At 50.4% G+C, this 22,920-nt stretch carries 28 protein-coding genes and 1 pseudogene; 26 read left to right on the forward strand and 3 right to left on the reverse strand.

The genetic code is table 11. From position 1 onward, the window contains the following. Positions 1 to 406: 406 nt before the first annotated feature. The 3 genes from E0L35_RS24455 to E0L35_RS24475 all read left to right on the forward strand — a co-directional run bounded on the left by E0L35_RS24455 (position 407) and on the right by E0L35_RS24475 (position 2,680). Positions 407 to 721: a hypothetical protein gene (locus E0L35_RS24455; protein WP_022523186.1), complete on the forward strand. Its 315-nt coding sequence runs from the start codon at positions 407 to 409 to the stop codon at positions 719 to 721. Between the two features lie 104 nt (positions 722 to 825). Continuing rightward, positions 826 to 1,422, forward strand: coding sequence for a hypothetical protein (locus E0L35_RS24460; protein ID WP_022523187.1), 597 nt, complete (start codon positions 826 to 828; stop codon positions 1,420 to 1,422). Positions 1,423 to 1,873: 451 nt separating this feature from the next. After that, positions 1,874 to 2,680, forward strand: a complete 807-nt coding sequence (locus E0L35_RS24475; RefSeq protein ID WP_053857044.1) for a serine protease — start codon at positions 1,874 to 1,876, stop codon at positions 2,678 to 2,680. Between the two features lie 468 nt (positions 2,681 to 3,148). On the opposite strand, the pseudogene E0L35_RS24480 reads toward E0L35_RS24475, so the two are convergent. Further along, positions 3,149 to 4,183, reverse strand: a pseudogene (locus tag E0L35_RS24480) (IS110 family transposase). Positions 4,184 to 4,363: 180 nt separating this feature from the next. Between E0L35_RS24480 and E0L35_RS24485 the strand changes: the two are divergent. The 5 genes from E0L35_RS24485 (at position 4,364) to E0L35_RS26915 (ending at position 7,651) form a co-directional block, all read left to right on the forward strand. Further along, positions 4,364 to 5,317 carry a hypothetical protein gene (locus tag E0L35_RS24485; protein ID WP_138801668.1) on the forward strand — a complete coding sequence of 318 codons (954 nt, stop codon included), beginning with the start codon at positions 4,364 to 4,366 and terminating at the stop codon, positions 5,315 to 5,317. Between the two features lie 94 nt (positions 5,318 to 5,411). After that, entirely contained in the window at positions 5,412 to 5,642 is a 231-nt protein-coding gene (locus tag E0L35_RS24490) for a hypothetical protein (RefSeq protein ID WP_022523195.1), read from the forward strand. Between the two features lie 393 nt (positions 5,643 to 6,035). Beyond that, positions 6,036 to 6,818 carry a transposase gene (locus E0L35_RS24495; protein ID WP_022523196.1) on the forward strand — a complete coding sequence of 261 codons (783 nt, stop codon included), beginning with the start codon at positions 6,036 to 6,038 and terminating at the stop codon, positions 6,816 to 6,818. 121 nt (positions 6,819 to 6,939) lie between these two features. Continuing rightward, complete coding sequence (locus E0L35_RS24500; RefSeq protein ID WP_022523197.1) at positions 6,940 to 7,380, forward strand: ClpXP protease specificity-enhancing factor SspB; 441 nt, start codon at positions 6,940 to 6,942, stop codon at positions 7,378 to 7,380. 142 nt (positions 7,381 to 7,522) lie between these two features. Continuing rightward, positions 7,523 to 7,651, forward strand: a complete 129-nt coding sequence (locus tag E0L35_RS26915) for a hypothetical protein (RefSeq protein ID WP_258955966.1) — start codon at positions 7,523 to 7,525, stop codon at positions 7,649 to 7,651. 104 nt (positions 7,652 to 7,755) lie between these two features. Here the strand turns inward: E0L35_RS26915 and rlmF are convergent, their stop codons facing one another. Beyond that, positions 7,756 to 8,700, reverse strand: a complete 945-nt coding sequence (gene rlmF / locus E0L35_RS24505) for a 23S rRNA (adenine(1618)-N(6))-methyltransferase RlmF (protein WP_138801669.1) — start codon at positions 8,698 to 8,700, stop codon at positions 7,756 to 7,758. A gap of 94 nt (positions 8,701 to 8,794) precedes the next feature. On the opposite strand from rlmF, the gene E0L35_RS24510 reads away from it, so the two are divergent. From E0L35_RS24510 to E0L35_RS24575, 14 genes are all read left to right on the forward strand, one after another. Then, positions 8,795 to 9,088 carry a hypothetical protein gene (locus tag E0L35_RS24510; protein ID WP_022523200.1) on the forward strand — a complete coding sequence of 98 codons (294 nt, stop codon included), beginning with the start codon at positions 8,795 to 8,797 and terminating at the stop codon, positions 9,086 to 9,088. Between the two features lie 123 nt (positions 9,089 to 9,211). Beyond that, positions 9,212 to 9,619, forward strand: a complete 408-nt coding sequence (locus E0L35_RS24515; RefSeq protein ID WP_022523201.1) for a VOC family protein — start codon at positions 9,212 to 9,214, stop codon at positions 9,617 to 9,619. Positions 9,620 to 9,771: 152 nt separating this feature from the next. Continuing rightward, positions 9,772 to 10,518, forward strand: coding sequence for a thioredoxin family protein (locus tag E0L35_RS24520; RefSeq protein WP_022523202.1), 747 nt, complete (start codon positions 9,772 to 9,774; stop codon positions 10,516 to 10,518). A gap of 482 nt (positions 10,519 to 11,000) precedes the next feature. After that, positions 11,001 to 11,372 carry a GFA family protein gene (locus tag E0L35_RS24525; protein ID WP_258955967.1) on the forward strand — a complete coding sequence of 124 codons (372 nt, stop codon included), beginning with the start codon at positions 11,001 to 11,003 and terminating at the stop codon, positions 11,370 to 11,372. Then, positions 11,353 to 11,649 (forward strand): DUF1993 family protein, encoded by a 297-nt coding sequence (locus E0L35_RS24530; protein WP_199105099.1) that lies wholly within the window; start codon positions 11,353 to 11,355, stop codon positions 11,647 to 11,649. The genes E0L35_RS24525 and E0L35_RS24530 overlap by 20 nt, the downstream gene beginning before the upstream one ends. Before the next feature lie 72 nt (positions 11,650 to 11,721). After that, the gene (locus E0L35_RS24535; protein WP_022523204.1) at positions 11,722 to 12,051 is read left to right on the forward strand and encodes a DHCW motif cupin fold protein; all 330 of its coding nucleotides are present in this window, start codon (positions 11,722 to 11,724) and stop codon (positions 12,049 to 12,051) included. Positions 12,052 to 12,109: 58 nt separating this feature from the next. After that, entirely contained in the window at positions 12,110 to 12,730 is a 621-nt protein-coding gene (locus E0L35_RS24540) for a SagB/ThcOx family dehydrogenase (protein WP_022523205.1), read from the forward strand. A 17-nt stretch (positions 12,731 to 12,747) separates the two neighbouring features. Then, a complete protein-coding gene (locus E0L35_RS24545) occupies positions 12,748 to 13,362 on the forward strand; it encodes a LysE family translocator (RefSeq protein ID WP_053857046.1) in 615 nt (204 codons plus the stop codon). Positions 13,363 to 13,527: 165 nt separating this feature from the next. Beyond that, complete coding sequence (locus E0L35_RS24550) at positions 13,528 to 14,124, forward strand: GNAT family protein (RefSeq protein WP_022523207.1); 597 nt, start codon at positions 13,528 to 13,530, stop codon at positions 14,122 to 14,124. A 124-nt stretch (positions 14,125 to 14,248) separates the two neighbouring features. Then, positions 14,249 to 14,626, forward strand: a complete 378-nt coding sequence (locus E0L35_RS24555) for a hypothetical protein (RefSeq protein WP_022523208.1) — start codon at positions 14,249 to 14,251, stop codon at positions 14,624 to 14,626. A 115-nt stretch (positions 14,627 to 14,741) separates the two neighbouring features. Beyond that, complete coding sequence (locus tag E0L35_RS24560; protein WP_138801670.1) at positions 14,742 to 15,365, forward strand: Type 1 glutamine amidotransferase-like domain-containing protein; 624 nt, start codon at positions 14,742 to 14,744, stop codon at positions 15,363 to 15,365. Positions 15,366 to 15,475: 110 nt separating this feature from the next. Beyond that, on the forward strand, positions 15,476 to 15,607 hold the full coding sequence (locus E0L35_RS26920) for a hypothetical protein (protein WP_258955965.1): 132 nt from the start codon (positions 15,476 to 15,478) through the stop codon (positions 15,605 to 15,607). 144 nt (positions 15,608 to 15,751) lie between these two features. Next, entirely contained in the window at positions 15,752 to 16,174 is a 423-nt protein-coding gene (locus E0L35_RS24570) for a GFA family protein (RefSeq protein ID WP_022523210.1), read from the forward strand. A gap of 165 nt (positions 16,175 to 16,339) precedes the next feature. Then, positions 16,340 to 16,885, forward strand: a complete 546-nt coding sequence (locus E0L35_RS24575) for a macro domain-containing protein (RefSeq protein WP_022523211.1) — start codon at positions 16,340 to 16,342, stop codon at positions 16,883 to 16,885. A 113-nt stretch (positions 16,886 to 16,998) separates the two neighbouring features. Here the strand turns inward: E0L35_RS24575 and E0L35_RS24580 are convergent, their stop codons facing one another. Beyond that, on the reverse strand, positions 16,999 to 17,901 hold the full coding sequence (locus E0L35_RS24580; RefSeq protein ID WP_022523212.1) for a LysR family transcriptional regulator: 903 nt from the start codon (positions 17,899 to 17,901) through the stop codon (positions 16,999 to 17,001). Between the two features lie 158 nt (positions 17,902 to 18,059). Here E0L35_RS24580 and leuC point away from each other — a divergent pair, with 158 nt between their 5' ends. The 4 genes from leuC to asd all read left to right on the forward strand — a co-directional run bounded on the left by leuC (position 18,060) and on the right by asd (position 22,667). Beyond that, positions 18,060 to 19,511 (forward strand): 3-isopropylmalate dehydratase large subunit, encoded by a 1,452-nt coding sequence (leuC, locus tag E0L35_RS24585; RefSeq protein WP_138801671.1) that lies wholly within the window; start codon positions 18,060 to 18,062, stop codon positions 19,509 to 19,511. A gap of 3 nt (positions 19,512 to 19,514) precedes the next feature. Next, positions 19,515 to 20,162, forward strand: a complete 648-nt coding sequence (gene leuD / locus E0L35_RS24590; protein ID WP_009286958.1) for a 3-isopropylmalate dehydratase small subunit — start codon at positions 19,515 to 19,517, stop codon at positions 20,160 to 20,162. Positions 20,163 to 20,261: 99 nt separating this feature from the next. Continuing rightward, positions 20,262 to 21,341 carry a 3-isopropylmalate dehydrogenase gene (gene leuB / locus E0L35_RS24595; protein WP_138801672.1) on the forward strand — a complete coding sequence of 360 codons (1,080 nt, stop codon included), beginning with the start codon at positions 20,262 to 20,264 and terminating at the stop codon, positions 21,339 to 21,341. Positions 21,342 to 21,554: 213 nt separating this feature from the next. Then, complete coding sequence (gene asd, locus E0L35_RS24600) at positions 21,555 to 22,667, forward strand: aspartate-semialdehyde dehydrogenase (protein ID WP_022523215.1); 1,113 nt, start codon at positions 21,555 to 21,557, stop codon at positions 22,665 to 22,667. Positions 22,668 to 22,920 lie beyond the last annotated feature (253 nt).

The following is a 22,920-nucleotide window of genomic DNA, read 5'->3' on the forward strand; positions in this document are numbered from 1 at the left end:
TCGGGACGCTCACACCCCAGCGCCACACCTACGATCAACCGTCTAATCATAAGGATCAACACTATCGAGCATGATGTAACGCCCTACGACGACAACCGACTTGGCTAACCGGCTCGCTAGCGGGTCATGGATAAGCTCGTCCCGATGATGGATTTTAGCCATCAGGCGCGCTACATTGGGTTAAATTAGATTTGGAAGTGCTGAAATGATGGCGAAACTCACGATCAGAGCGCGTTACCCCAGACATGCCAATGCACGGCCTGGTACCTCAGGCTACCTGTCAGTCAGTACAATCCCCTATTAAGTAGCTGCCTGATGGACGCGCCTTAGTCCAACAGGCATTTATCCGCCATGCTCCGCACGGCGAATAAATGCCTGTTGGGCTAATGAGACATGAGGTGAATAAATGAAAATGATTCTTTCCTTGCTTGCGGTTGCTTTTTTCCTCCACGGCTGTGCTACGGGGGAGAGAATGCAAACCGTCAGCGAAGGCATGTCCAAGGAGGAAGTCGTATCCCAGCTGGGAGAGCCGGATGGTTACAGACGTAATGGAGACTACGAGGCCTTGCAGTATACAAACCGGCTTATTAGCGGATGGTCGTGGGATCGTACGGACTACACCGTAATTCTTGAAAACGGAAGGGTTGTTGAGTATGGCCCTGGCGAGGTGCGTGAGAGAGATTCGGGTACCGGCACACTGATATTGGTACCTGTCAGGTAGATGAATTATGGTGGCGACGAGAGCCTAACAGTTGACGTCCGTTGGGCAATGCTCCTGTATCGAGCTGGTGAGCTTCATTGTTGAGCCGTTTGAGCGAGATCCGCATGCACGAAGTTGACTGGGCAGCACTGGCCGAAGAAATCAAAAAGAACCATCGGCCACACGCGGGTTATTTCTCGTGGGAGTCGGATCGCGCGATGGCCGAGTTTGGCGTTCTTGATGAGTTTGCGAACGCGCTGGCGAATCAGGGAACTCTGTTCTTTTATGGGGCACGCCATCGCGGCGAAGGCGAAGATCCGCCAGATTGTGACGCCCATGCTGGAGATGGAACGCGTATCGAAATTGAGATAACGGAGCTAGTTGATGGTCCATCCATCGAGGCTGCGCGCCTCGGCCAGCCTTATGATTGGAAGGACTGGAAGGGGGCGCTGCTCCCAGCCCTAGAAAAGCTGGTCCGTCGCAAGGATAAGTCTCGATCCATCAAGGGTGGGCCGTACTCGCAATACATTCTGGTGATCTTCTCCGACGAGCCTTGGCTTGAGCGAGATTGCCTTGAGCACAGCATCGCGCAGCATACATTCGACGCGACTCAGCTCATAACCAGGGCGTTCTTGCTCCTGTCTTACGATCCGTTCATACAGCGGTATCCATGTTATGAACTGCGGCTGTACCCCAACAAGCCGCTCCAGCCGACGCGCTAAAGCGCGCGGCTGAGCTATATCGTTATGGGTCTTGAGAGCCATGGGAAAGAAGCTGCCACCGGACCAACTAAAGCTATATGAAAGGATTGATGAAATCCTATTTTATAAGTGGGACCCAATAGGAATTTCTGATACCAATTGGGCGAGGGATGAGTATCAGTCGTACCTTCCCAAAGTGTTCAGCATGGCCATGGAGTCCCAATCGACAGCGCAAATTGCGGAGTATCTGACCTTGGTTACCACGGAAAGCATGGGGCTTTCAGAGGCACGGGGCCATGATACAGCCATTGCCAAGTTGATAATGGGAGTAAAGGAATCGTTGGGACTTTAGTGCAATGAGCAGATCAACCCATAACTAGGCCAATCACGGCGACAGCTTTTTCGTTGCGGCTTCGCCTCCACTACAAAGCTGCGCGTGTTGGCAGCGTTATGCGCTGAAGAAGATTCAATAATGTACAAAGACTTATACGAAAAAATACAGAAATGTTGTGGATACGTGACTGTATTTCTTGATGACGAAGTCATAAGCGAAGGCACGTGCTTCACGTTCACTCCTGAGGGCGAAGTTATCACAGCTGCTCATGTTGTGACCGGCAGGGTGCCGATACGCCATGAGGATTACTCGGATCCAAACGCAAAGATATTCGTCAAGTTTTCGGGGCGACCAGTATTGGAATATCGAGTTTCATTCTGCAGCTTGGGCATCCGGAGTGAGGCATTTACTGAAGATATCCAGCTAGACATTGCGGCCCTCGCACCAAAGCAGAGACAAGAAACACAGTTTCCGTATCTGCCAGCAAGTCTTACGCCGCCCCATTTGGGGCAGCGAGTATTCCTTGCAGGTTTTTCTGACGACCTGGTTCTTCCCTTCAATCTGGACAGAATCGCTGACAGGTCGTACCCGGGGATGGAAGGATTTTTCGCAGCAATGAGAAATGGCTATATGGCCGACATGATGGGACCGCTAATAAAGCATGCTCTAGTCGGTAACCATAGACGGATCCACGCGAGCAATAGCGTTGAGCATATCAATGTCGAGGCAGACCTTTTTTACTTGGACAGCGGTGTTAATAGCGGCGCCAGTGGAGGGCCTGTCGTAAATGAAAGCGGTGAGGCCATAGGTGTTATTTCTCAAAGGGCTGTAACAAGTGCAAGCCAAGAGTCTGCGCCGAACCTCAAAGTCCCGTCAGGCGCGACAATGGCTATATCATTGCACCCAATGGAAACAGTCCGTTTACTGATGGCGAGAAAGGCATAACACCTATGAGCCTTCTGCCTGTCAATAAGCCGCAGTATTTTTTATTGGCCGTGTAAGCGGTCAATATCAAGTCCCTGAGCCAGTGATCCTACTTCATCTGTCATCGTTGGCGGTTGGTGGCTTACAGCAAACACCTATTGAGGCTCTCTAACGTGGTGGTTACCACTGCCAAACCGGGTTGCTCCTTGCAGGTGGGTCTGGGGCACTAGACATTCATCGGTTAACCAGCATCTGTCCTATTCAAAAAGCGGGTTACTCTACAGTCCCAGTTAGTTTCAGGTTCAGCGCCGGTGTAAGCCCACTCGCTCAGGGTGTTGATGCACGCCAGCAGGATGGATAATCAAAGCGACGGGCTTCGAGTTGGGTGTAGAAGTCGGGGTTCAGATCTCAAAATCAGTCAGCAGACACCCTGTTTCAGCACACTCCATGATGATCCAGTTAGACGTTGATCATCATCCTGCTGCGTGACTAACTCGTTAAAAAGCGTTGTTCATCAAATACCTTTTCGTTCTTTAACATGAAATAGACCGCACGCCCCAGCTTGTGGGCCAGAGCCGATAAGGCTTTGGCTTTCCCCATGCGTTTCTGGAAGCGTTGCAACAGCTTTTGTGCACCTGGATTACCGCGCAGATAAAGCACCGCAGCCCCAGAAAAAGCCCACTTTAGATGGGCATTACCAATCTTGTTGCCCTGGGTGCCATAGGTCTTACCGGCCGATTCGGCTTTGCACTTGATCAGTCGGGAATAGGAGACAAACTTCTGGACAGATTCAAAACGTCGAATATCACCCACTTCATACAGAATGGTGAGGGCCAGAATACGGCCAACGCCGGGAATGGTGGTTAAGAAGTGGTAGTAGGTCGGCTGATGCTTTTTGGCCTGCTTTTCCAATAGCCATTCCACCTGGCTTAGTTCCCGGTGTTAGCACTCTAAAACGGCCATATCTAGATCGATATTGCGCTGAACGAGCGGGTCATCAAAGGTTCTGCCCAATTGTTCTCTGGCACTGACATTTTTTAAATTGACCTTGTTGGGTGGCAGGTTGTACTGACTCGTTGTGTTGACAACATGAGCTTTGAGATCAGCGCCGTGGCGAACGAGCCCAGTTCGCCGGCGAAGCAGGTCACGGGTAGCTCGCATGCTGCGTGGGTAGACATAAGCGAGGGGAAAATTACCGCCTCGAATAAGCGCCGCGATTTTGTAAGAATCCACGCGGTCATTCTTGGTTTTACCGCCATGGATGGCCTTCATATAAAGGGCATGACCGAGAATGAAAGCAATGCCCTGGTCTTCACAGAAATCAGCGATCCAGTACCAGCAGTGCATGCATTCGGCGCCGATGACCAGACCGTCCGTAAGGTTCGATCAGATGGAGCAGAGGTTCTGGTTTGGCTGGATATGCAGAAGGGTTTCGCCCTGCTGATCCAGTATGCAGACATACAGGCTACGGGCATGCAGATCAATTTCACAGTAGTGACGATGAGTGCTATTGTAAAAATTCATTGAGTCTTCTCCTGTTAGGTTTGGTCGCCTTTTCAGCTTAGCCAAACGGGCTGAGCTGGGGGAGAAGGCTCAATGAGTATCAATGCATTCAAGCCGACGCCGCTTCGCGGCGCGGCTTAATTCCGGCGTTAGGGCTAAACTGGCTTTGCGTCAGCCAAAGGATGTTAAAGGAAGATTGAGATGCAAAACATAAAAAAATACTTTGGGTTTGAAGTGAAGGTCTCTAATTTTCTTCATCCTGAAGATTTCTCTATCATTAAGGATAATGTTATTAGTTTTGCTAATTCAGAAGGTTTGGATCTTGATCAATATCGTATATATCTTCATCAGCTAGTAATCTTAGCAAATGAATCACATTTCGGATTGGGTGGAGGTTTACCTGCAAGGGTTGAAAATGTGTTATTAAAATTTTCGGTCAACTATAAACAAAAAAGAGATGGAGATATTATTTTTAAAAATAATCTTCTTGAAGAGATGAAAGGGATTAAATCGTATACCCTTCCTCATGAAATTTGTTACACAATTCCTCCCGCTTATTTTCTTGACAAACAACAATTTCAGAACGCAATAGTAACGTTTGTTAGTAACTCCCTTCGTCGCGAAGATTTTAAAAAAATAAAAGTCTGTGTTTCAGCTAACGCTACTGAAGCATTTAGGCCACTTATAAAAAGTAATCTTGCGGCGGAATCAATAACTAATCTGGATCTTCCTTTAAATAAGGGAGTGAATTTTGACAGCGAAATAACATTAAAGCTTCAAGGAGAATTAGGAGAAATTAAAATGCCAGAAGATGATTCAAAAACAACCAATATTTTTAATATACAACAAGCGGGCGCAGTATCCGCATCGGGTCAAATAACGACTAATAATAATTTGAATCAACAGCAGCAAGGCATTCCCTCTGATCACGTCATCAAGGAAATGAAGCATCTTCAAACCCTACTTGATAAGGAAGGGTACCCTGAGTCAAGAAAAAATGAAGTGGAGGCACTAACAGAAGCAATTCAATTGGCTGATTCAAAAAGTGAATTTATACCAAAACTTAAAGAGGCTGGTAGCTGGTTGGCTGATAAAGCCGAAAAAGTAGGTGTTTCTCTAGTAGCAGCAGCTATAAAAGGTCAGCTAGGCTTGTAAATAAGGCCCTAACAAACGCATGTTGCCGGACTGGTTTTCCGCTGTGCTCCAAACCAGCCGCAAATGCGGGCGTTATGCTTCATGGAGGTAACGAATGGACAAAGATCAATTTGTTGCGATTCTTAACAGGAATGGAACCCTTCATGACAAAGACCTGGAAGGGATCGAGTTTAATTGGAGAGCAGAAAATGAAGCCGCTCTATCTGTAAGTGCAGCAATGCCGGGTATAGGTTTTCTTTCTGTTAAGCAGCGACTCAATGCTTTTTTTGCTGCATGCCGTCATTTCGACAAACTCATTGACGAAAGAGGTTTAACTGAAGAATAGGCTCAATTGGGGTTAAGTATTTTAAGGCTAATAAATAGTAAATTTCAAAAGGCAGTTGTCATGTTTGAAACACGGTTTAACAGGCTCGATACAGCTGCTCATGCTGATATGCCAAGAACTGCACGGCAGTACCTTGCTGGAATCCAATATATTGGCTACTAAAAATCAAAAGCATAACAAAGCCATCGATTTGACCGCTTTACACTGCGCTCCAAACGGCAAATTATGGCGAGCGTTGAGTCTGTAGAAAAACCCCGCTGACGGCTAAGTTTTGGTAGGATCGAGAAAACAGACGAGGAGTGGTCAGCATGCCGCGCTTCAAGGCTTATAACTACGATCAGAACGCCATGCAACTACCAGGATCAGCTCCAGCCAGGCACCTTTGAACACGCGGTGCACTACCTGATCGAGCACAAGCTCGACTTATCCGTTTTCCATCCCAAGTACCGCAACGATGCGACCGGTCGGCTGGCCTATGATCCGGCCATTCTGCTGAAGATCATCCTGTTTGCCTACTCCAAAGGCATCACCTCCAGCCGCGAGATGCAGTGGTGCTGCGAGACTACTATTATTTTCAAAGCTCTTACCTGCGATACCGTGCCCCACTTCACCACACTGGCCAGCTTTGTCAGTCGCCATGCCGATGAGATTGAAGCGCTGTTCGAACAAGTGCTGCTGGTGTGCCATGAACAGGGCTTGCTGGGTAACGAACTCTTTGCCATTGACGGCTGCAAGATGTCCTCCGATGCCTCTAAGGAATGGTCGGGTACGTTCAAAGAATTGGGCGAGAAGCGGGAGAAATTGAGAGGCTTGATTCGGTATCACCTAATGGAATACTACGCGCGTGACGAAGCCGAAACGGAAGCTGATCTGGACCGGGGCATTCGCCGAGCCAAGATGACCACCAGTAAAGGCACGATTCAAGGTTATAACGGTTTGGCTACGGTGGATAAGAAACATCAGATCATCATTGACGCTCAGGCCTTTGATGAAGGGCAGGAACACCAAACTTTGCAGCTCGTAATGAGAACGGTCGAATCCCGTTTTAAGAAGCTAGGTATGGCGGAAAGCATCTACCAGAAAGGCACCATCGTCACTGCAGATATCGGCTTTGCCAATCCAATGTGGCCAACAGTTAGTCATCAGCGGCGGCACGGCGAACCAATGTCGAAGTAAGTGTATTAAGAAAATCGGCCAACGTTATGGTCGAAAAATATATTAAAGCAGCAGGCGGTAGTGGTAGCTCGAAATTGGGTTTTTCTACAGCCTTGTTATGTGAAAAGTGGAATAACTAACAGTGACTGAACAAACGAATAATCCGTATGAGAGACCAAAGCTCAATCTTATATCAAGAATCAAGCTGGGACTTTCTTGGTTCGAACGAAGAAAATATAATAAAATCGTTGAAGTCGAACCACAATCAGAAGATATGGCTGCGTTTCAAAAACTTTATAAAGACATATATGAGTTGGGGAATACGTTGCACATCCGTGTGGATGCTACTAGAAATGGAGTTGAGGTTCCTGAGCCATACGTTCAGGATGGAAAAATAGTTCTGGATATCTCGCCGAGGGCAATAGCCAAGTTTCAATGGGTCTCGGATGGACTAAAATTTAGTGCCGCATTCGGCGGGAAAGCTAGAAATGTCCAAGTTCCCTTCGCAAGCGTGCTCTCCATATACAACCTTGAAACGCAGCTTGGCGTTGAAATCGATCCCAGCGAAGAGCCTGGTCAATAGCCACATTAGCTACCTAACAATCAGCCGCACCGGATACATTTCCGTTGTCACCTTTGGTGCATAGGGCCGCACAAAGACAGTCATCAAAAATTTGCTCGGTGAGCCGGGCGTTAAGGCTGTCCCCCCACTGACGGCTAAAAGTATGGCAGGACAAGAAGTGGTCAGCATGCCGTGCTTCAAGCTCGTGAACCACGATAAAAACACCATGGTGGTGATCAACTACCAAGATCAGCTCCACCCCGATCCTTTGAACATTCAGCGTATTATTTAATCGAGCACAAGCTAGGTTTGCCGTTTTCCATTCCGAGCAATGTGCTTATAGCAGAGTAATGTCACGGCAGGCTTCGCATAATAGAGCGCCACCTCGGGTACGGTTCAGATAAATGTCCAGGCCAATACCCTCGTAACCTTCTTTCCCTGCTTCATCTCTATTTCCCGAATATCAACGGCACCGAGCTTACGAATCAACTTCTTTGCAGGCTTAACATTGTCGGCTTTCGAAACCAGGCTGCTAAACCAGCGGCATTGAGTTGAATACACTTGGCTTTCTCTTATTAGCTTTTTAAGAAACAGCTGTTCGCCTCCCTTACACCAAAGCTCTGCCTCCAGCCCACCAAAATTCAGAACGGGAGTGTTGGTTTTTGCTTTTTGTTCACCGCGACTACGAGCAAGGTTATTGAGTTTACGCTGGCTACCTTTAAGTGCTTCATCGAGCGAGGCGTGGAAGGGGGGGTTGCATACGCTGACGTCAAAAAACTCCTCATCTTGAATGATCCCTTCAAAAATATGGTTTTTATCGTGCTGCGTGCGCAGCGTGAAGCGATCTTTGAGCTTGGGGTTGTTAGTAATAATTGTGGCGACGTTCTCAAGCGATTGAGGGTTAATGTCACTACCAACACACTGCCAGCCGTAAATTTGGCAGGCCAGTAGCGGGTAGATGCCATTGGCTCCCGTCCCTATATCGAGCAGCTTGATGCTGGGCCGTTCATGACCAAGCCCACACTCCAATAAATCCGCCATGTAATGAATATAGTCGGCTCTGCTTGGGATGGGAGGGCAAAGTGAGCCCTCTGGAATATCCCAATCGACGATGTTGTAGTAGCGGTTTAATAACGCGGCGTTGAGCGTTTTTACTGCCAGTGGGTCTGCAAAATCGATGGATAGTTCGCCATGAGCGTTCGGTTTCACATGGGGGGCTAGTGCTGGGTGGCTTTTTACGAGAGCAGGGAAGTCATAGCCTTGGTTGTGTAGATTCTTCGGGTGCAGGCCTTTGCGAACAGGCTTGGCTCGGCTATTTTCACTTCGATGGAGGGTGTTCACAGTAGTTGGCCTGAGGCTGGGCGTTCAATAGTAGAGTGGGTTTGGGTTAGTCCGGGATTATAACCTCAATGGTGATGTTGAGTACCTTGACCAAGTGCAGGCAGATAATTTCACAATTACTTCCGAACACCGTGTCCAACCCAAGCAATCCCAGCTCGACGCAATCTCTTCAGCCAAGCGGAACGGAAGTTGGGTTACCCAAGGCGGGCAAAAAAACGATCCTGAGCTATCGATTCAGGATGCTAACGGGAATACCGTAATCGCTGGGCAGGGATATACCATTACCGAATCATCCCAAGGGCCGGTGATGGCATTTGCAGAAACCTGGGAATGGGATGGCACTGCTTGGCGGGTTGTCAGTCTGCGTTACAGCGTTGCCCAAAACTAATATTAGCAAGGCACTATAGTACGCTGACGGTAGCTACCAGACGCTCTTTTTTATGGTGGCTTCGCCTAAATTGCAAGGGCGCTAAACTCAGCGTTAAGTGTATCAATTGGATCGGAGGCATACATGAAGTCCATTACGACCTCGCTAATGTTTGTCGGAGAGCAAGTCGGGAAGGCCGAAGAGGCCATCAAGTTCTATACCTCACTATTCCCTGGTTCAGCGATCATCGATATTCAGCGCTACCAAGCGGGTGAGAATGAACCAGAGGGTTCCATCAAGTTGGCTCGCTTTACAATAAATGATACTGATTTTCTGGCGCTAGATAGCCATCTTGATCACCAATTCACTTTCACGCCATCGATGTCATTATATGTGGAGTGTGAATCTACAAGCGAAATTGAAAAGGTTTTTCATGCCTTAGCTGAAGGTGGCGCCAGGCTAATGCCTTTGGATAACTACGGTTTCAGTAAGCAGTTTGGGTGGTTAAAGGATAGGTACGGCGTTTCTTGGCAGCTCAACCTGTCGAACTAAGGCCCCGATGCATCAATACTTCACCAAGCGCATCGTCATTAAATGCGTCGGTGTTGTCGATTTTGATCAGTGGCGAACGACTACTCTTTGCAAACGCATTATTCCGGTGCTGCAAGCCGGAGCAGCGCTGAATCTACGCGAGGATGTTCGTCATGAGCCAGTTTGAATCACCGAGAGTTGTCTCCAAAGAAGAGTGGCTTCAGGCACGCAAAGCCCACCTAAAGAACGAGAAAGCGCTCACCCGTATGCGCGACCTGGTCGCCCGTGAGCGGCGTGAGTTGCCATGGGTCAAAATGGAGAAGGAATACGTCTTCGACACGCTGGAAGGTGAGAAGACGCTTGCCGAGCTATTTGGCACAAACAGTCAACTGATTATTCACCATTTCATGTTCGGCCCTGATTGGAACGCGGGCTGCCCGAGCTGCTCGCTGGAAGCGGATCATGCCGAGGGCGCCATCGTCCACCTCGCCAATCATGATGTCAGTTACGTTCGTGTATCCCGCGCCCCGCTGGAAAAGCTGGAAGCCTACCGCAGGCGCATGGACTGGACAGCCCAGTGGGTGTCCTCCCTGGGCAGCGATTTCAATTTTGATTTTCAGGTCTCTTTCGCTCTAGAGGCGCTTGAGGCTGGTCGGCTCTACTATAATTATCAAGCTATCGAGGATCCGAAATACTTCAGCGAAGAACTGCCCGGCCTTAGCGTTTTCTACAGGGACGAGAGCGGGGCAGTATTCCACACTTACTCCAGCTACGCCCGTGGCAATGAGGAGGTTATTGGCGCTTTCGTTTATCTCGACATCACGCCGAAGGGTCGCAACGAGAAGGAAATCATGGATTGGGTTCGGCGCCACGATGAGTATGACGCGAGCCCGGCAAACGTGAGTTGTCACTCCTGCTGATGATCTCAGCCTGCCGTATGTAGACAGCATGGCACTCGACCACAACAACCCGATTCAGCGGACAAAGTTGAGGCTGCGGCCGGTGAAGGTCTGTCTATCTCGCTTGGTTATGTCGATGCGCATCTGACAAATCTCAGTACCTGCGGCCCCAGTTTTCGAACTGATGTTGTCGGACAAACTGATGGCTTTTGGGTGCATGTTGATTTCGATGTGCGAAGTGGTTGATTCTAATGAATTGCCCGCGGCAGACTGTCCGGAAAGTAAATTAAAAAAGTAGGGAATATGAGATAGATCGAAATTCGCTAGAGCCTTGTCACATGTCCTGCAGTGGTTTGCGGCTAAGTCCCAGGCTAGGAATGGATAAGGCTCTAAAATATTGAACTTGGAGATAAAACATAGTGAACAGTGCGCCTGATAACATTAAAGGTCGATGTCGTTGTGGGCAGGTTGAGTTTGAGGTTAGCGCAAAGCCCATGATCACAATGGCTTGTCACTGCACAGGCTGCCAGCAAATGACCTCAAGCGCGTTTAGCCTTAGCTCGCTATTTTCTAGCGCTGCCTTTTCGATCACATCTGGAGAGCCTGTTATCGGAGGGCTTCACGGTAATACACGCCACTTTTTCTGTGGGCATTGCATGAGCTGGCTATTCACGCGTCCTGAAGGCATGGATGACTTTGTTAATGTGCGCCCAACGTTGCTAGAGAATTCTCGAACCTATAAGCCATTCATTGAAACTTACACGGATGAAAAGCTGGAGTGGGCGATTACTGGTGCAGAGCATAGTTTCGTTAAGTTTCCACCACAGGAGAAATTCCCAGAATTACTCCAGGAGTATGCGCAAAAACAAGGATAAATGCAGTATTGAAGAATGTGGTTCAGCACACATCAATCGGCTGCAGCGGAGCAATTCACGCTGCACTTCAATCACCCATGAGCACAAGCACCTGGAATTGGGCGGCGGAATATACGCAGACCTAACAGGCGAGGAGTATGTCGCGGATTTCTTGCTGCCCAACTTCTACTTTCACCTGGTCACGACTTACTCGATATTGCGCAGTGTCGGAGTGCCTATTGGTAAAAAAGATTATATGCTTCACCTGATGCCAAAAGTGAAACAAAGTGCAATCTAACCAGCGCTTCGAACTGATTACTGCGCGCTTCTACGCTGCTCAAGCTCCGTCATGTGCTTATGGAGAAGTAATTTGAACATTACAGATTTACCTTTCGGGGTCACGGATTGGTCTGAAATTGAGAGGACTGAGTACTCCGGAGAATACGGTGTTGCTTATTGGAAGACTCGAAATTTCGGGGATATCCGGGTTCGTATGGTTGAGTACAGTCCTGGCTATCTGGCGGATCATTGGTGTGCTAAAGGGCACATATTGCTCTGCCTCGAAGGTGAGCTTCATACTGAGCTAGATGATGGTCGTTGTTTTTTTCTCACACCTGGTTCGAGCTATCAAGTTGCCGACAATGCTGAACTTCATCGTTCTTCGACGGAGCAGGGAGCTAAGTTGTTCGTCGTCGATTAGCATCGCATAATCACTGTTATGTGTTATGTGTTATGTGTTATGGATAGGGAGTAAACGTATGGTCTTCGACTTACCTGCACCAGAGCAGCAAGACTCCAAGTCATTGGTTGGCAGTATTGCGGCTCGGCGCAGCGTGAGGGAGTACACGAATGCACTGCTCCCTATCGGTGTTTTGTCTCAATTGCTTTGGTCGGCCCAGGGCGTAACAGGGCCGGATACAAAAAGAGCAACGCCATCGGCAGGTGGATTATACCCGCTGCACCTAAAAATTTTGGTGCAGCGGGTATCGGAACTTGAGCCCGGTATCTATGAGTATCAGGCTGATAACCATTCGTTAAAGTTAATTGGGAACCGTGTTCCGGAAGGGGCAGTGCAAGTGCTAGGGATTGGCGATCAGCCATGGTTGGAAGAAGCGGCTCTCATCATCGGAGTTACCGCGAAACTTGGAGAGGCCGTTCGGCACTTTGAAGCTCAGCCACCCCAGGGAGAGCGCGGCGCTCGCTATGTATATATGGAAACTGGTGCTCTAGCACAAAATGTCCATCTTCAGAGTACTGCTCTCGGAGTTGGTTGTGTTCTAGTGGCAGGTTTCGACGATCCAAGGGTGAAGGAAGTATTGAGATTGCCTGCGGACTTGGATCCTACTGCGCTGCTTTGCATTGGGCAGCGGCGTACCTGATAGAGGAGTCGTCATTCATGTTCTCTGCTGAATTCTTGCTTACCTCGTTGGTTGTCGTACTTATTCCAGGCACAGGTGTTATCTTTACCGTTTCCATTGGCTTAATGTATGGGCGTCTGGCAAGCCTCTATGCTTCTCTCGGTTGTACACTTGGTATTGTGCCGCACCTACTGGCTACTGTTCTGGGCCTTGCGGCCATCATGCATACGAGCGCGATAGCATTTCAGCTGCTCAAGTATGCGGGTGTCGCGTATCTTCTTTACCTTGCCGTTGTTACTTGGCGTGATCGAAGCGCTTTCTCTGTTCATGAGGTGAAGCGAAAGGGGGATGCCGTTTCGCTTATGAGCAAAGCGTTCCTGCTGAATATCCTCAACCCCAAGCTGACCATTTTCTTCTTGGCCTTCTTGCCGCAGTTCGTTGCAACTGACGCCCAGTCATCATTAGGACAATTGTTCGGGCTGAGCGCTATTTTCATGGCGATGACATTTGTTGTCTTCGTCATCTACGGGCAGCTTGCCCATGCGTTTAGAGCAGCCGTTATTGAGTCACCGAAGATTCAGAGTTGGTTGCGCAGAAGCTTCTCAGCAGCGTTCGCGGGACTAGGCTTACAGCTCGCTCTGACTGAGCGGTAAGGCTTAACGTACAATCGTGCTAAATAAAGAGGGTGTGTTCTGGTTCAGCTCATCCCAGTGTTTGGCCTCTTTGGTTAATAAAAACGTCAATGCGACCTGGCTGCTGTTTACGCTCATCGTTTAGCTTCTCCCTTGACCGCCTACAGAAGATATTTGAGTACACATATGGCCTTTATTGAACCCGTCACCCTATCTGCGCGCGGCGTAAAAATCGTGCCGCTTACACTCAACCACGAAGCCGGTCTGCGCGCTGCCGCAGCGGACGGGGAGCTATGGAACCTGCGCATTACATCGGTACCAGCGCCTGACGAGACGCACCGCTATATTGATACTGCTTTGAAAGCCCGAGAGGAAGGCCACCGCTTTGCCTTTACCGTCATTGAAGAGGCCAGTGGTACGGTGCTTGGCTCTACGAGTTACCATGATATTTTGCCTGATGTAAAAAGAGTGGAAATTGGCTACACGTGGTACGCCAAGCGAGTGCAGCACACGCATGTCAACACCACTTGCAAGCTGCTGCTATTGACACACGCTTTCGAGACGCTGGGATGTAATGTAGTCGGCTGGCGTACTGACAACTTCAATTTTGCCAGTCAGCGTGCAATTGAGCGACTAGGCGCGAAAAAGGACGGCGTGATCCGTGGCAACGTGTTGCGCCGAGACGGTACTATTCGCGATACGGTGATGTATAGCCTGCACAAGGGCGAATGGTCAGAGGTGCGTGCGCATCTCGACTATCTGTTGAGCCGACCCCGTGCGTAGTGAGGAAAGCGTCGTGGCTTAGTTGATTAAGGCTTTGTAGTGTCGCTATATGCATGCTTAAACGCCATACAAGCATGACTGGATCCGTTTATTCAGGTGTTATGGCACGTGTTGAGGAGGTGGTATGTCGTTCGAAGAGTTACGGTCTGAAGTGCATAAAACTTACATGGAATACTATGTTGCTGGATTTAAGAGCAACGACGTAACGCTGATCGATAAAATGGTCAAATATCCAATCGCATATATTAAAAATGGCTCGGTGACAATGTGTGATTCCTATCCGATAGATCCCAAAAGCCTTAAAAAAGAAAAGAGTTGGGATCATTCTGTCGACTGGAAGTTTGAGGTGTCAGCTGTCAATGATAGTGAGGCTCATGCAGTTGCCTCTGCTGTCAGATGCAGAAAAGATGGTTCAAAAATTGAGAGTGTTCATGGGTTCTATGCTTTTACCAAGACGGCCGATGGATGGAAAATGTATGCCGTTGCGGATACTACCTTTTGATCATAACAATGCGCAGCAGTGCGCGGCTTGCAGCCAATGTGGGTCTTTTACAGAGCATCGCTTTGCTTCAAATTAAGTTTCTAGAGTCACAGTTTTCAGGTAATAAGGATCGTTAATGAAGAAAATATTTCTAACTTCATCGTTTGCGGATGTGGCGGATCTATTTTTAAAATTTACCGGAGGGAAATGCGCTGGCAAAACGGCTACCTTCATTCCCACGGCGAGCCTCGTGGAAGAGGTGAGGTTTTATGTGTCCGCTGGCAAGGAAGCCCTCGAAAAGCTGGGTGTTATGGTTGATGAACTTGAAATTTCAACGGCGTCTAAAGATGAAATAGAGAGAAAGCTTCAAAAAAATGATTATATCTATATCACTGGTGGAAACACTTTCTTTTTACTTCAAGAGCTAAAAAGAACAGGTGCAGATAAAGCCATAATAGAACAAATAAATTCAGGGAAGATGTATATAGGTGAGTCAGCCGGTTCTATTGTTGTGTCGCGCGATATTGAGTATGTGAAGGACATGGATGATTTCACGGCAGCACCTAACGTAGGCTCTTTTTCCTCGCTAGGTCTCGTTGATTTTTATCCAGTCCCACACCATGCCAACTTTCCATTCAAAGAATCCGTTGAGAGCATCATCTCCAGTTATAAAGAGAAAATAGACCTTTGTCCAATTAGTAATACACAAGCAATTATCGTAAATGATAATAAGTTTGAAGTATGGCCTGACGAGGCTTAACAAATCTTAATAAAGCGAAACAGCACGTGGCTTGCAGCCTCCGAGCGCTTCTAAACTCGCGCCTTAGTGCTTGGCATTATAAGTATCCATCTGGCTAAAAGGAGCCGTAAGTGTTTGAGGTAAAAGCAACCCAACATGTGCTGGTGGTTAACGATCTTGAGAAGACCGAGAGTTACTTTCTCGACAAACGTTTGACGCAGCGGGCCTATACCCCCTCCACCAAGCCCTGGCTCAACGTTTAAACCATTGATCCAACAAACTAGCTGTGCGCCCATGCCTTAAATGGAGAGTCTAATTTTGAGCTATCTTGGTGGGTGTTGCTAAGAAACCTCGTAGCTATTTTGGCTTTTGACGGTTAAACACGATCAGAACTGAAGGAGAGACACATGGTAACCAACACAGAGCTTCATGGGGCTTGTCTTTGCGGGATTGTCAGCGTCACCGTTACCACCAAAAGCAACCATGTCGGCGTTTGTCACTGCTCGATGTGCAGGAAGTGGGGTGGGGGGCCGCTGTTTGCGGTGGAGTTTGCCGGTGATGTGGATTTTAACGGCTCGGAGCATATAACTACCTTCAGTTCCTCAGAGTGGGCTGAGCGTGGTTTCTGCCAACAGTGTGGCACCCACCTCTTCTATCGCTTAAAGCAGGGTGGGCATTACGCGCTTCCCGTTGGCCTTCTTGATAGCGCGGATGATTGGAAAATAACCGAACAGATATTTATCGACCAAAAGCCCCCTTACTATTCACTAGCAGAAAAAACCAAGCAACTGACGGGGGAAGAAGTGTTTGCTCAATTTGGGGAGCAGTAGAGGCTCAGTTCATGGTACACCAATTCCACTCTCTTACTAATGCTGGCTTGAACCGGAGCTTGGGTTTGCCAAAATGAGGGTTATAACCGGCATCACTTGACTTGGCAAGGAGAGAGCCTTCATCAGCGGGCGCTACGTAATGTGTGGTAATCGACGGGGGAGCTTATGAGCGACAAGAGCAGAATCAGCTTGCAGTGCGTGGTGGGCGATATCGCTCGACAGTCCGATGTAGATGCCGTGGTTAATGCCGCCAATGCACAATTGAGAACCGGTGGGGGCGTTGCCGGGGCACTTCATCGCGCTGCTGGGTCCGGCCTGGCCGAAGAGGGGCAGTCAATGGCGCCCATCAACCCGGGCCAAGCGGTACTCACCGGCGGTCATAATCTGCCCAACCGCTGGGTGATTCACTGCCTGGGCCCGGTATACGGCGTCGACAAGCCGGAGGATCAACTGCTGGCGGACTGTTACCGCAATGCGCTGAAACTGGCCGACGAGCACGGTATTGAACGGCTTGCTTTCCCGGCACTGTCTACCGGTGCTTTCGGCTACCCGGCGGAAGAAGCCGCTCAGGTGTGTGCGGCTACCCTCGAAGCCATACTGCCCAGCTTGCATAAAGTGCGCCTGATCCGCTTTGTGCTGTTCGACGAAGCAGCCCGGCATACCCTCCACCAAGCTCTGGCTCAACGCTTAACCATTGATCCAGTAGACTAGCTGTAGCGCCAATTGTTTAGCTGACGCATGCATGAGAGCTGAGTGGAGGCTGCTGCTTCTGCTTAGTAGGGGGCAGCTTTAGCACCGCTGCGCTGCCGCGGGTGCACTTGAGCTTATTTTATAGCACTATCACGCCGCGTATTCTCCAGCTCCTCAATCATTCGGCGCGCTGCATTAGAAAGCGTTCGATTGGTATGCACCAAATAGCCCAGCGGTCGGTAAATAGGCGGGGTGTCTACCTTTAGCTCTACCAGTTCGCTGTCGATCATCTTTTCCGGCAGCAGGCTCCAGCCTAATCCTACGCTGCACATCATTTTTAGCGTTTCTAAATAGTTGGTCGCCATGCTTACAGGCAATTGAAGACCAGCTTCGTTAAAACGTTTCGCAATAAGTGACCCTGTAAAGGTCTTCGCCCCCGGCATTACGCAGTTGAATTCACACAGGTCGGCCAATGACCGGAGGCTTTGAGGTGCCGGGTCTTGGTTGGCAAGTGGGTGGTCAATCGCACAGGTAAAACAGAGCCGATCACGCCAGAGCTCTACGACCTGCAGTTGTTCATGAGGGTGGGGGGCGAGAGTCACCACCGCCATTTCCAGAGTGCCATCCAGCACCCCCAGGTAAGCCTGCTCAGAATCCAGAAAGTGCAGGTCGAGTTCGACTTCCGGATGGCGCTGGGTGTACCGCTTTAATAGTGGTGGTAAGCGGTGCAGGCCAATATGGTGGCTGGTGGCCAGGGTAAGCTTGCCACCCACTTGGCCAGACAGGTTGGCTAGTGCCCGGCGGCTGTCCTCAACGGTAAACAGGATGCGCCTCGCTTGGGGCAGTAAGACATTACCGGCTTCGGTTAGCGCAATACGCCGACCAATGCGGTCAAACAGCCGTGCACCTACCTGAGACTCCAAGGTAGCGATGCGTTTGCTAACGGCGGGCTGGGTAAGATAAAGCTGCTCCGCTGCGCGAGAGAAACTTTGCGTATCGGCGACAGCCAGAAAGGCTTGTAGGCTTTGGGTATCCACTTACGAATCCTTGATTAAGCATTCCTGTTTGGAATCTAATCTATGAATAACATGAATTGCTTTTATGCGCGAGTCGCGTAACACTTGTGCTATCGACATATAAGCAGCACGAAGAGGCTGCGTTACCGAACTAGCAGGGCACCGCCCAGGAGAGCCACATGTCAGGTCAAACCCTTTACGACAAACTCTGGAATCAGCACTTGGTTAAACAGCGTGATGACGGCACCGCGTTGATCTATATCGACCGCCAGCTGCTTCACGAAGTGACCTCGCCTCAAGCGTTTGAAGGCCTGCGTTTAGCTAATCGTAAGCCGTGGCGTTTGGATGCCAACTTGGCTACGCCCGACCATAACGTGCCGACAACCATTAAAGAGCGCGCCGAGGGCAACAGCGGTATTAAAGACCCGGTGTCGCTGATTCAGGTGCAAACCCTGGACGATAACTGCCTTGAGTACGGCATCGAAGAGTTCAAAATCAACGATCCGCGTCAGGGCATCGTGCACGTGGTCGGCCCAGAGCAGGGCGCAACGCTGCCGGGTATGACCGTGGTATGCGGCGACTCCCATACCGCTACCCACGGTGCCTTTGGCGCCTTGGCCCACGGTATCGGTACCTCGGAAGTTGAGCACGTAATGGCGACCCAGTGTTTGCTGGCGCAAAAAATGAAGAATATGCAGGTGCGCGTGGAAGGTGAGCTGGGCCTGGGCGTGACTGCTAAAGACGTGGTGCTGGCGATTATTGGCAAGATCGGCACCGCTGGCGGCACCGGCTATGCCATTGAATTTGCCGGTAGCGCGATTGCTTCGCTCTCTATGGAAGGGCGCATGACCGTGTGCAACATGGCCATTGAAGCGGGCGCACGGGTCGGTCTGATCGCCGTAGACGACACCACCATCGATTATCTTGGTAAGCGCCCCTTTGCGCCGACCGCAGAACAGTGGGAAGCCGCAGTAGCCGACTGGCGCAATCTGGTCTCTGATGATGATGCGCAGTTCGATAAAGTGGTTACTTTGCAGGCTGAAGAGATCGAGCCACAGGTGAGCTGGGGTACCAGCCCGGAAATGGTCACCGGTATTTCCGGCCAAGTGCCCGATCCCAGCGCTGCGCTGGATGAAACCGTTCAGCGCAGCCACACTCGTGCCTTAGAGTACATGGGCCTTCACGCCAATCAGAAAATCACTGATATCAAGCTGGATAAAATCTTTATCGGCTCCTGCACCAACTCGCGCATTGAAGATTTACGCGAAGCCGCCAAAGTCGCCAAAGGTAAGAAAGTGGCTGATTCCATCAAGCTGGCCATGGTGGTGCCGGGTTCTGGCTTGGTGAAGCGTCAAGCCGAGGCGGAAGGTTTGGATAAGATATTTATTGAAGCAGGTTTTGAGTGGCGAGAGCCGGGTTGCTCCATGTGTTTGGCCATGAACGCGGATAAGCTGGGTGCCGGTGAACACTGCGCCTCTACTTCTAACCGCAACTTTGAAGGGCGTCAGGGCTACGGTGGCCGTACGCACTTGGTCAGCCCGGCCATGGCAGCGGCAGCGGCGATTGCCGGTCACTTTGTTGATGTTCGCAGCTTGCCCGCCAACGACGCCACTCACGCACAGGAGGCCTAAGTCATGAAAAAATTTGAACGTTTTGAAGGCGTGGTAGCACCCCTTGACCGCGCCAACGTCGACACCGACTTGATTATCCCGAAGCAGTTTTTGAAGTCGATCAAGCGCACCGGCTTTGGCGTTAACCTGTTTGACGAACTGCGTTACTTGGATGAAGGCCAGCCGGGGCAGGACTGCTCACAGCGCCCGCTGAACCCTGATTTCGTCTTGAACCAGCCGCGTTTCAAAGGCGCGGAAGTGCTACTTGCTCGGCGCAATTTTGGCTGCGGCAGCTCTCGTGAACACGCGCCTTGGGCGCTGGAAGATTTCGGTTTCAAGGTAGTGATTGCGCCTAGCTTTGCCGATATCTTCTACAACAACTCGTTCAAGAACGGCATTTTGCTGATTACCTTCCCAGAAGATGTAATAGATCGCCTGTTTGCCGAGGTGGATGCCAATGAAGGCTACCAGTTGGATGTGGACTTGGAGAACCAGCGGGTCATTACCCCGAGCGGTGAGATTTTAGAGTTTGAAGTGGATGAGTTCCGCAAACACTGCCTGCTGGAAGGACTGGACGATATTGGCCTGACGTTAAAAGACGAAGACGCCATTCGTGCCTTTGAGCAGAAACATAAAGCCGCGCGCCCCTGGTTGTTCCGGCAGTCTGCGTAAACGCTTTTCAGTTTTCACAGTCAGTTTGATAGCGCGTTGTAACCCCATTGCAACGCGCAAAGCGGCCAAAGTCGCTCGATAACATGTTAAGGAATCAGCATGACTCATAAGGTATTATTGCTGCCGGGTGACGGTATTGGCCCCGAGATTGCCGCCCAGGCGGCACGTTTGTTGAAGGCATGCCAGGAAGCGGGCTTGGATATTGAAGTAGAAGAGGGCTTGGTGGGCGGCTCTGCCTATGATGTCCACGGCGAGCCTCTGCCCGCAGAAACCCTGGAAAAAGCTAAAGCAGCCAGTGCGATTTTGTTGGGCGCAGTAGGTGGCCCCAAGTGGGACAAAATTGAAGATCTCTCCAAGCGTCCTGAAAAAGGCCTGTTGGGGCTGCGTAAAAACCTTGGATTGTTCGGCAATCTGCGCCCGGCAATGCTATACCCGCAGTTGGCCAGCGCCTCCAGCCTGAAGCCGGAACTGGTGGCGGGGCTGGATATTATGATCGTTCGCGAACTCACCGGCGGCATTTACTTCGGCCAGCCTCGTGGCATTGAAGTACGCAACGGCGAGCGGGTCGGTTTTAACACCTATATCTATTCTGAAAGCGAAATTGAGCGTATTGGCCGCGTCGCCTTTGAAATGGCCCAGAAGCGTGGCAAAAAGCTCTGCTCGGTAGATAAAGCCAACGTGTTGGAAGTGACCATCTTGTGGCGTGAAGTGATGGAGCGTTTAGCGCCGGAATACCCGGACGTTGAGCTTTCCCATATGTACGTCGATAACGCCGCCATGCAGCTGGTGCGCGCACCCAAGCAGTTTGACGTGGTGGTGACTGGCAATATGTTTGGCGACATTCTTTCCGACGCTGCCGCTATGCTGACCGGCTCCATCGGTATGCTGCCTTCTGCTTCGCTAAACGAAAGCGGGCAGGGCATGTACGAGCCATGCCACGGTAGCGCGCCGGATATTGCCGGCCAGAACGTGGCTAACCCGCTGGCCATGATGCTTTCGGTGGCCATGATGTTGCGCTACTCATTAAACGAGCAGGCCATGGCAGAGCGCATTGAAGCCGCCGTCGGCAGCGTGCTGGATGACGGCCTGCGCACTGCGGATATTGCCTCTGAAGGTATGCAGACCATTGGCACCGACGCTATGGGCGATGCGGTATTGGCGGCGTTTGCTAAGCAGTAAAGTATTGGTAATGCGTCTGTGTTAAGGGCGCCTGGGGCAGGCCGTAGAGGGGGTCATTTGCCATGGATGGCAAATGTAGCGCCCAGGGATGGGTTCACAGCGCCCCCTCATAGGCCTGTCGCAGGGGTAGCCCTTAACCTATCTCCTGGTTTCAAAATCACCGTAAAGAAGTGTGTATAATGTGAGTACTCATTCTTTGCAGGAGGACTTCATATGTTGAAAGTCGGTTTCGTGGGATGGCGTGGCATGGTGGGCTCAGTGCTGATGCAGCGCATGCAGGAAGATGGTGATTTCAACGGCATCGAGCCGGTGTTCTTCACCACCTCCCAGGTAGGCCAGCCCGGCCCCGACATCGGTGTCGACGTACCTCCGCTGAAAGATGCCTTTGATATTGAAGCGCTCAAAGCGTTGGATGTTGTTGTCACCTGCCAGGGCGGTGACTACACCAAGCCAGTTTATAAAGATCTTCGCAGCGCAGGTTGGAAGGGCTACTGGATTGACGCCGCCAGTACCCTGCGCATGGAAGATGAAGCGACGATCGTGCTGGATCCAGTCAACCGCAAGGTTATCGACGACCAGCTAGCCAAGGGCGCTAAAACCTTTGTGGGCGGCAACTGTACCGTGAGCCTAATGCTGATGGGCTTGGGCGGTCTGTTTGAAGCCGATATGGTCGAGTGGATGACCTCCATGACCTACCAGGCGGCTTCTGGTTCGGGCGCTAAGCACATGCGTGAGCTGCTCAACCAAATGGGCCAACTACGCGACAGCGTCGGCGAAGAGCTAAAAGATCCGTCAAGCGCGATTCTGGATATCGACCGCAAAGTAACGGCTGCCATGCGCAGCGGTGACTTCCCGACCGATAACTTTGCCGCGCCGCTGGCAGGTAGCTTGCTGCCATGGATCGATACCAAGCTAGACAACGGCCAGAGCCGCGAAGAGTGGAAGGGCAGCGTTGAGACCAATAAGATTCTCGGGCTCGACAACAACCCGATCCCCATCGATGGCCTGTGTGTGCGTATCGGCGCGATGCGCTCGCACAGCCAGGCGTTCACTATCAAGCTGAAGCACGATGTGCCGCTTGATGAGATCGAAGATCGCATCGCCAAGCACAATGAGTGGGTCAAGCTGATTCCTAATGACAAAGACGCCACCATTGCTGGTCTAACGCCTGCGGCTGCCACTGGCACGCTGCAAGTGCCGGTTGGGCGCCTGCGTAAACTGCAAATGGGCGGTGAATACCTCTCGGCATTTAGCGTGGGTGACCAGTTGCTGTGGGGCGCCGCAGAGCCGCTGAAGCGTATGTTGAAGATTCTTCGCGAACAGTAATTGTTTATTGTTGTACGCCAGTCGAAAACGGGAAGCTGTTCGCAGCTTCCCGTTTTTTTTCGGCTAGTCATCTTGATAGTGGGAATAACGCCGTTATTTCGTTAAGTTATGACAAAAAAGACTTAGGGAAGGTCTGAATAACTGCCGATATTCATCAACGCTTACTTGAGCCGACAAAAAATCGAAAATTCAGACACTCTTCTCCCTTTCTTTGTGTATTTTTGCTCCTTTCCCGCTCATTGAGCGGGAAAGG

The organism is Halomonas sp. ATBC28 (assembly GCF_005937175.1).
Lineage (GTDB): Bacteria > Pseudomonadota > Gammaproteobacteria > Pseudomonadales > Halomonadaceae > Vreelandella > Vreelandella titanicae.

What these genes read in the sequence shown, in the direction of transcription:
- E0L35_RS24575 (WP_022523211.1), top strand. Translation starts at nt 16,340, where the DNA reads ATGAGCGACAAGAGCAGAATCAGCTTGCAGTGCGTGGTGGGCGATATC.
- E0L35_RS24520 (WP_022523202.1), top strand. Translation starts at nt 9,772, where the DNA reads ATGAGCCAGTTTGAATCACCGAGAGTTGTCTCCAAAGAAGAGTGGCTT.
- E0L35_RS24540 (WP_022523205.1), top strand. Translation starts at nt 12,110, where the DNA reads ATGGTCTTCGACTTACCTGCACCAGAGCAGCAAGACTCCAAGTCATTG.
- leuC (WP_138801671.1), top strand. Translation starts at nt 18,060, where the DNA reads ATGTCAGGTCAAACCCTTTACGACAAACTCTGGAATCAGCACTTGGTT.
- E0L35_RS24550 (WP_022523207.1), top strand. Translation starts at nt 13,528, where the DNA reads ATGGCCTTTATTGAACCCGTCACCCTATCTGCGCGCGGCGTAAAAATC.
- E0L35_RS24475 (WP_053857044.1), top strand. Translation starts at nt 1,874, where the DNA reads ATGTACAAAGACTTATACGAAAAAATACAGAAATGTTGTGGATACGTG.
- E0L35_RS24455 (WP_022523186.1), top strand. Translation starts at nt 407, where the DNA reads ATGAAAATGATTCTTTCCTTGCTTGCGGTTGCTTTTTTCCTCCACGGC.
- E0L35_RS24460 (WP_022523187.1), top strand. Translation starts at nt 826, where the DNA reads ATGCACGAAGTTGACTGGGCAGCACTGGCCGAAGAAATCAAAAAGAAC.
- leuB (WP_138801672.1), top strand. Translation starts at nt 20,262, where the DNA reads ATGACTCATAAGGTATTATTGCTGCCGGGTGACGGTATTGGCCCCGAG.
- E0L35_RS24570 (WP_022523210.1), top strand. Translation starts at nt 15,752, where the DNA reads ATGGTAACCAACACAGAGCTTCATGGGGCTTGTCTTTGCGGGATTGTC.
- E0L35_RS24530 (WP_199105099.1), top strand. Translation starts at nt 11,353, where the DNA reads ATGCGCAAAAACAAGGATAAATGCAGTATTGAAGAATGTGGTTCAGCA.
- E0L35_RS24485 (WP_138801668.1), top strand. Translation starts at nt 4,364, where the DNA reads ATGCAAAACATAAAAAAATACTTTGGGTTTGAAGTGAAGGTCTCTAAT.
- E0L35_RS24515 (WP_022523201.1), top strand. Translation starts at nt 9,212, where the DNA reads ATGAAGTCCATTACGACCTCGCTAATGTTTGTCGGAGAGCAAGTCGGG.
- E0L35_RS24525 (WP_258955967.1), top strand. Translation starts at nt 11,001, where the DNA reads ATGGCTTGTCACTGCACAGGCTGCCAGCAAATGACCTCAAGCGCGTTT.
- E0L35_RS24490 (WP_022523195.1), top strand. Translation starts at nt 5,412, where the DNA reads ATGGACAAAGATCAATTTGTTGCGATTCTTAACAGGAATGGAACCCTT.
- E0L35_RS24555 (WP_022523208.1), top strand. Translation starts at nt 14,249, where the DNA reads ATGTCGTTCGAAGAGTTACGGTCTGAAGTGCATAAAACTTACATGGAA.
- E0L35_RS24545 (WP_053857046.1), top strand. Translation starts at nt 12,748, where the DNA reads ATGTTCTCTGCTGAATTCTTGCTTACCTCGTTGGTTGTCGTACTTATT.
- E0L35_RS26915 (WP_258955966.1), top strand. Translation starts at nt 7,523, where the DNA reads ATGGCAGGACAAGAAGTGGTCAGCATGCCGTGCTTCAAGCTCGTGAAC.
- leuD (WP_009286958.1), top strand. Translation starts at nt 19,515, where the DNA reads ATGAAAAAATTTGAACGTTTTGAAGGCGTGGTAGCACCCCTTGACCGC.
- asd (WP_022523215.1), top strand. Translation starts at nt 21,555, where the DNA reads ATGTTGAAAGTCGGTTTCGTGGGATGGCGTGGCATGGTGGGCTCAGTG.
- E0L35_RS24560 (WP_138801670.1), top strand. Translation starts at nt 14,742, where the DNA reads ATGAAGAAAATATTTCTAACTTCATCGTTTGCGGATGTGGCGGATCTA.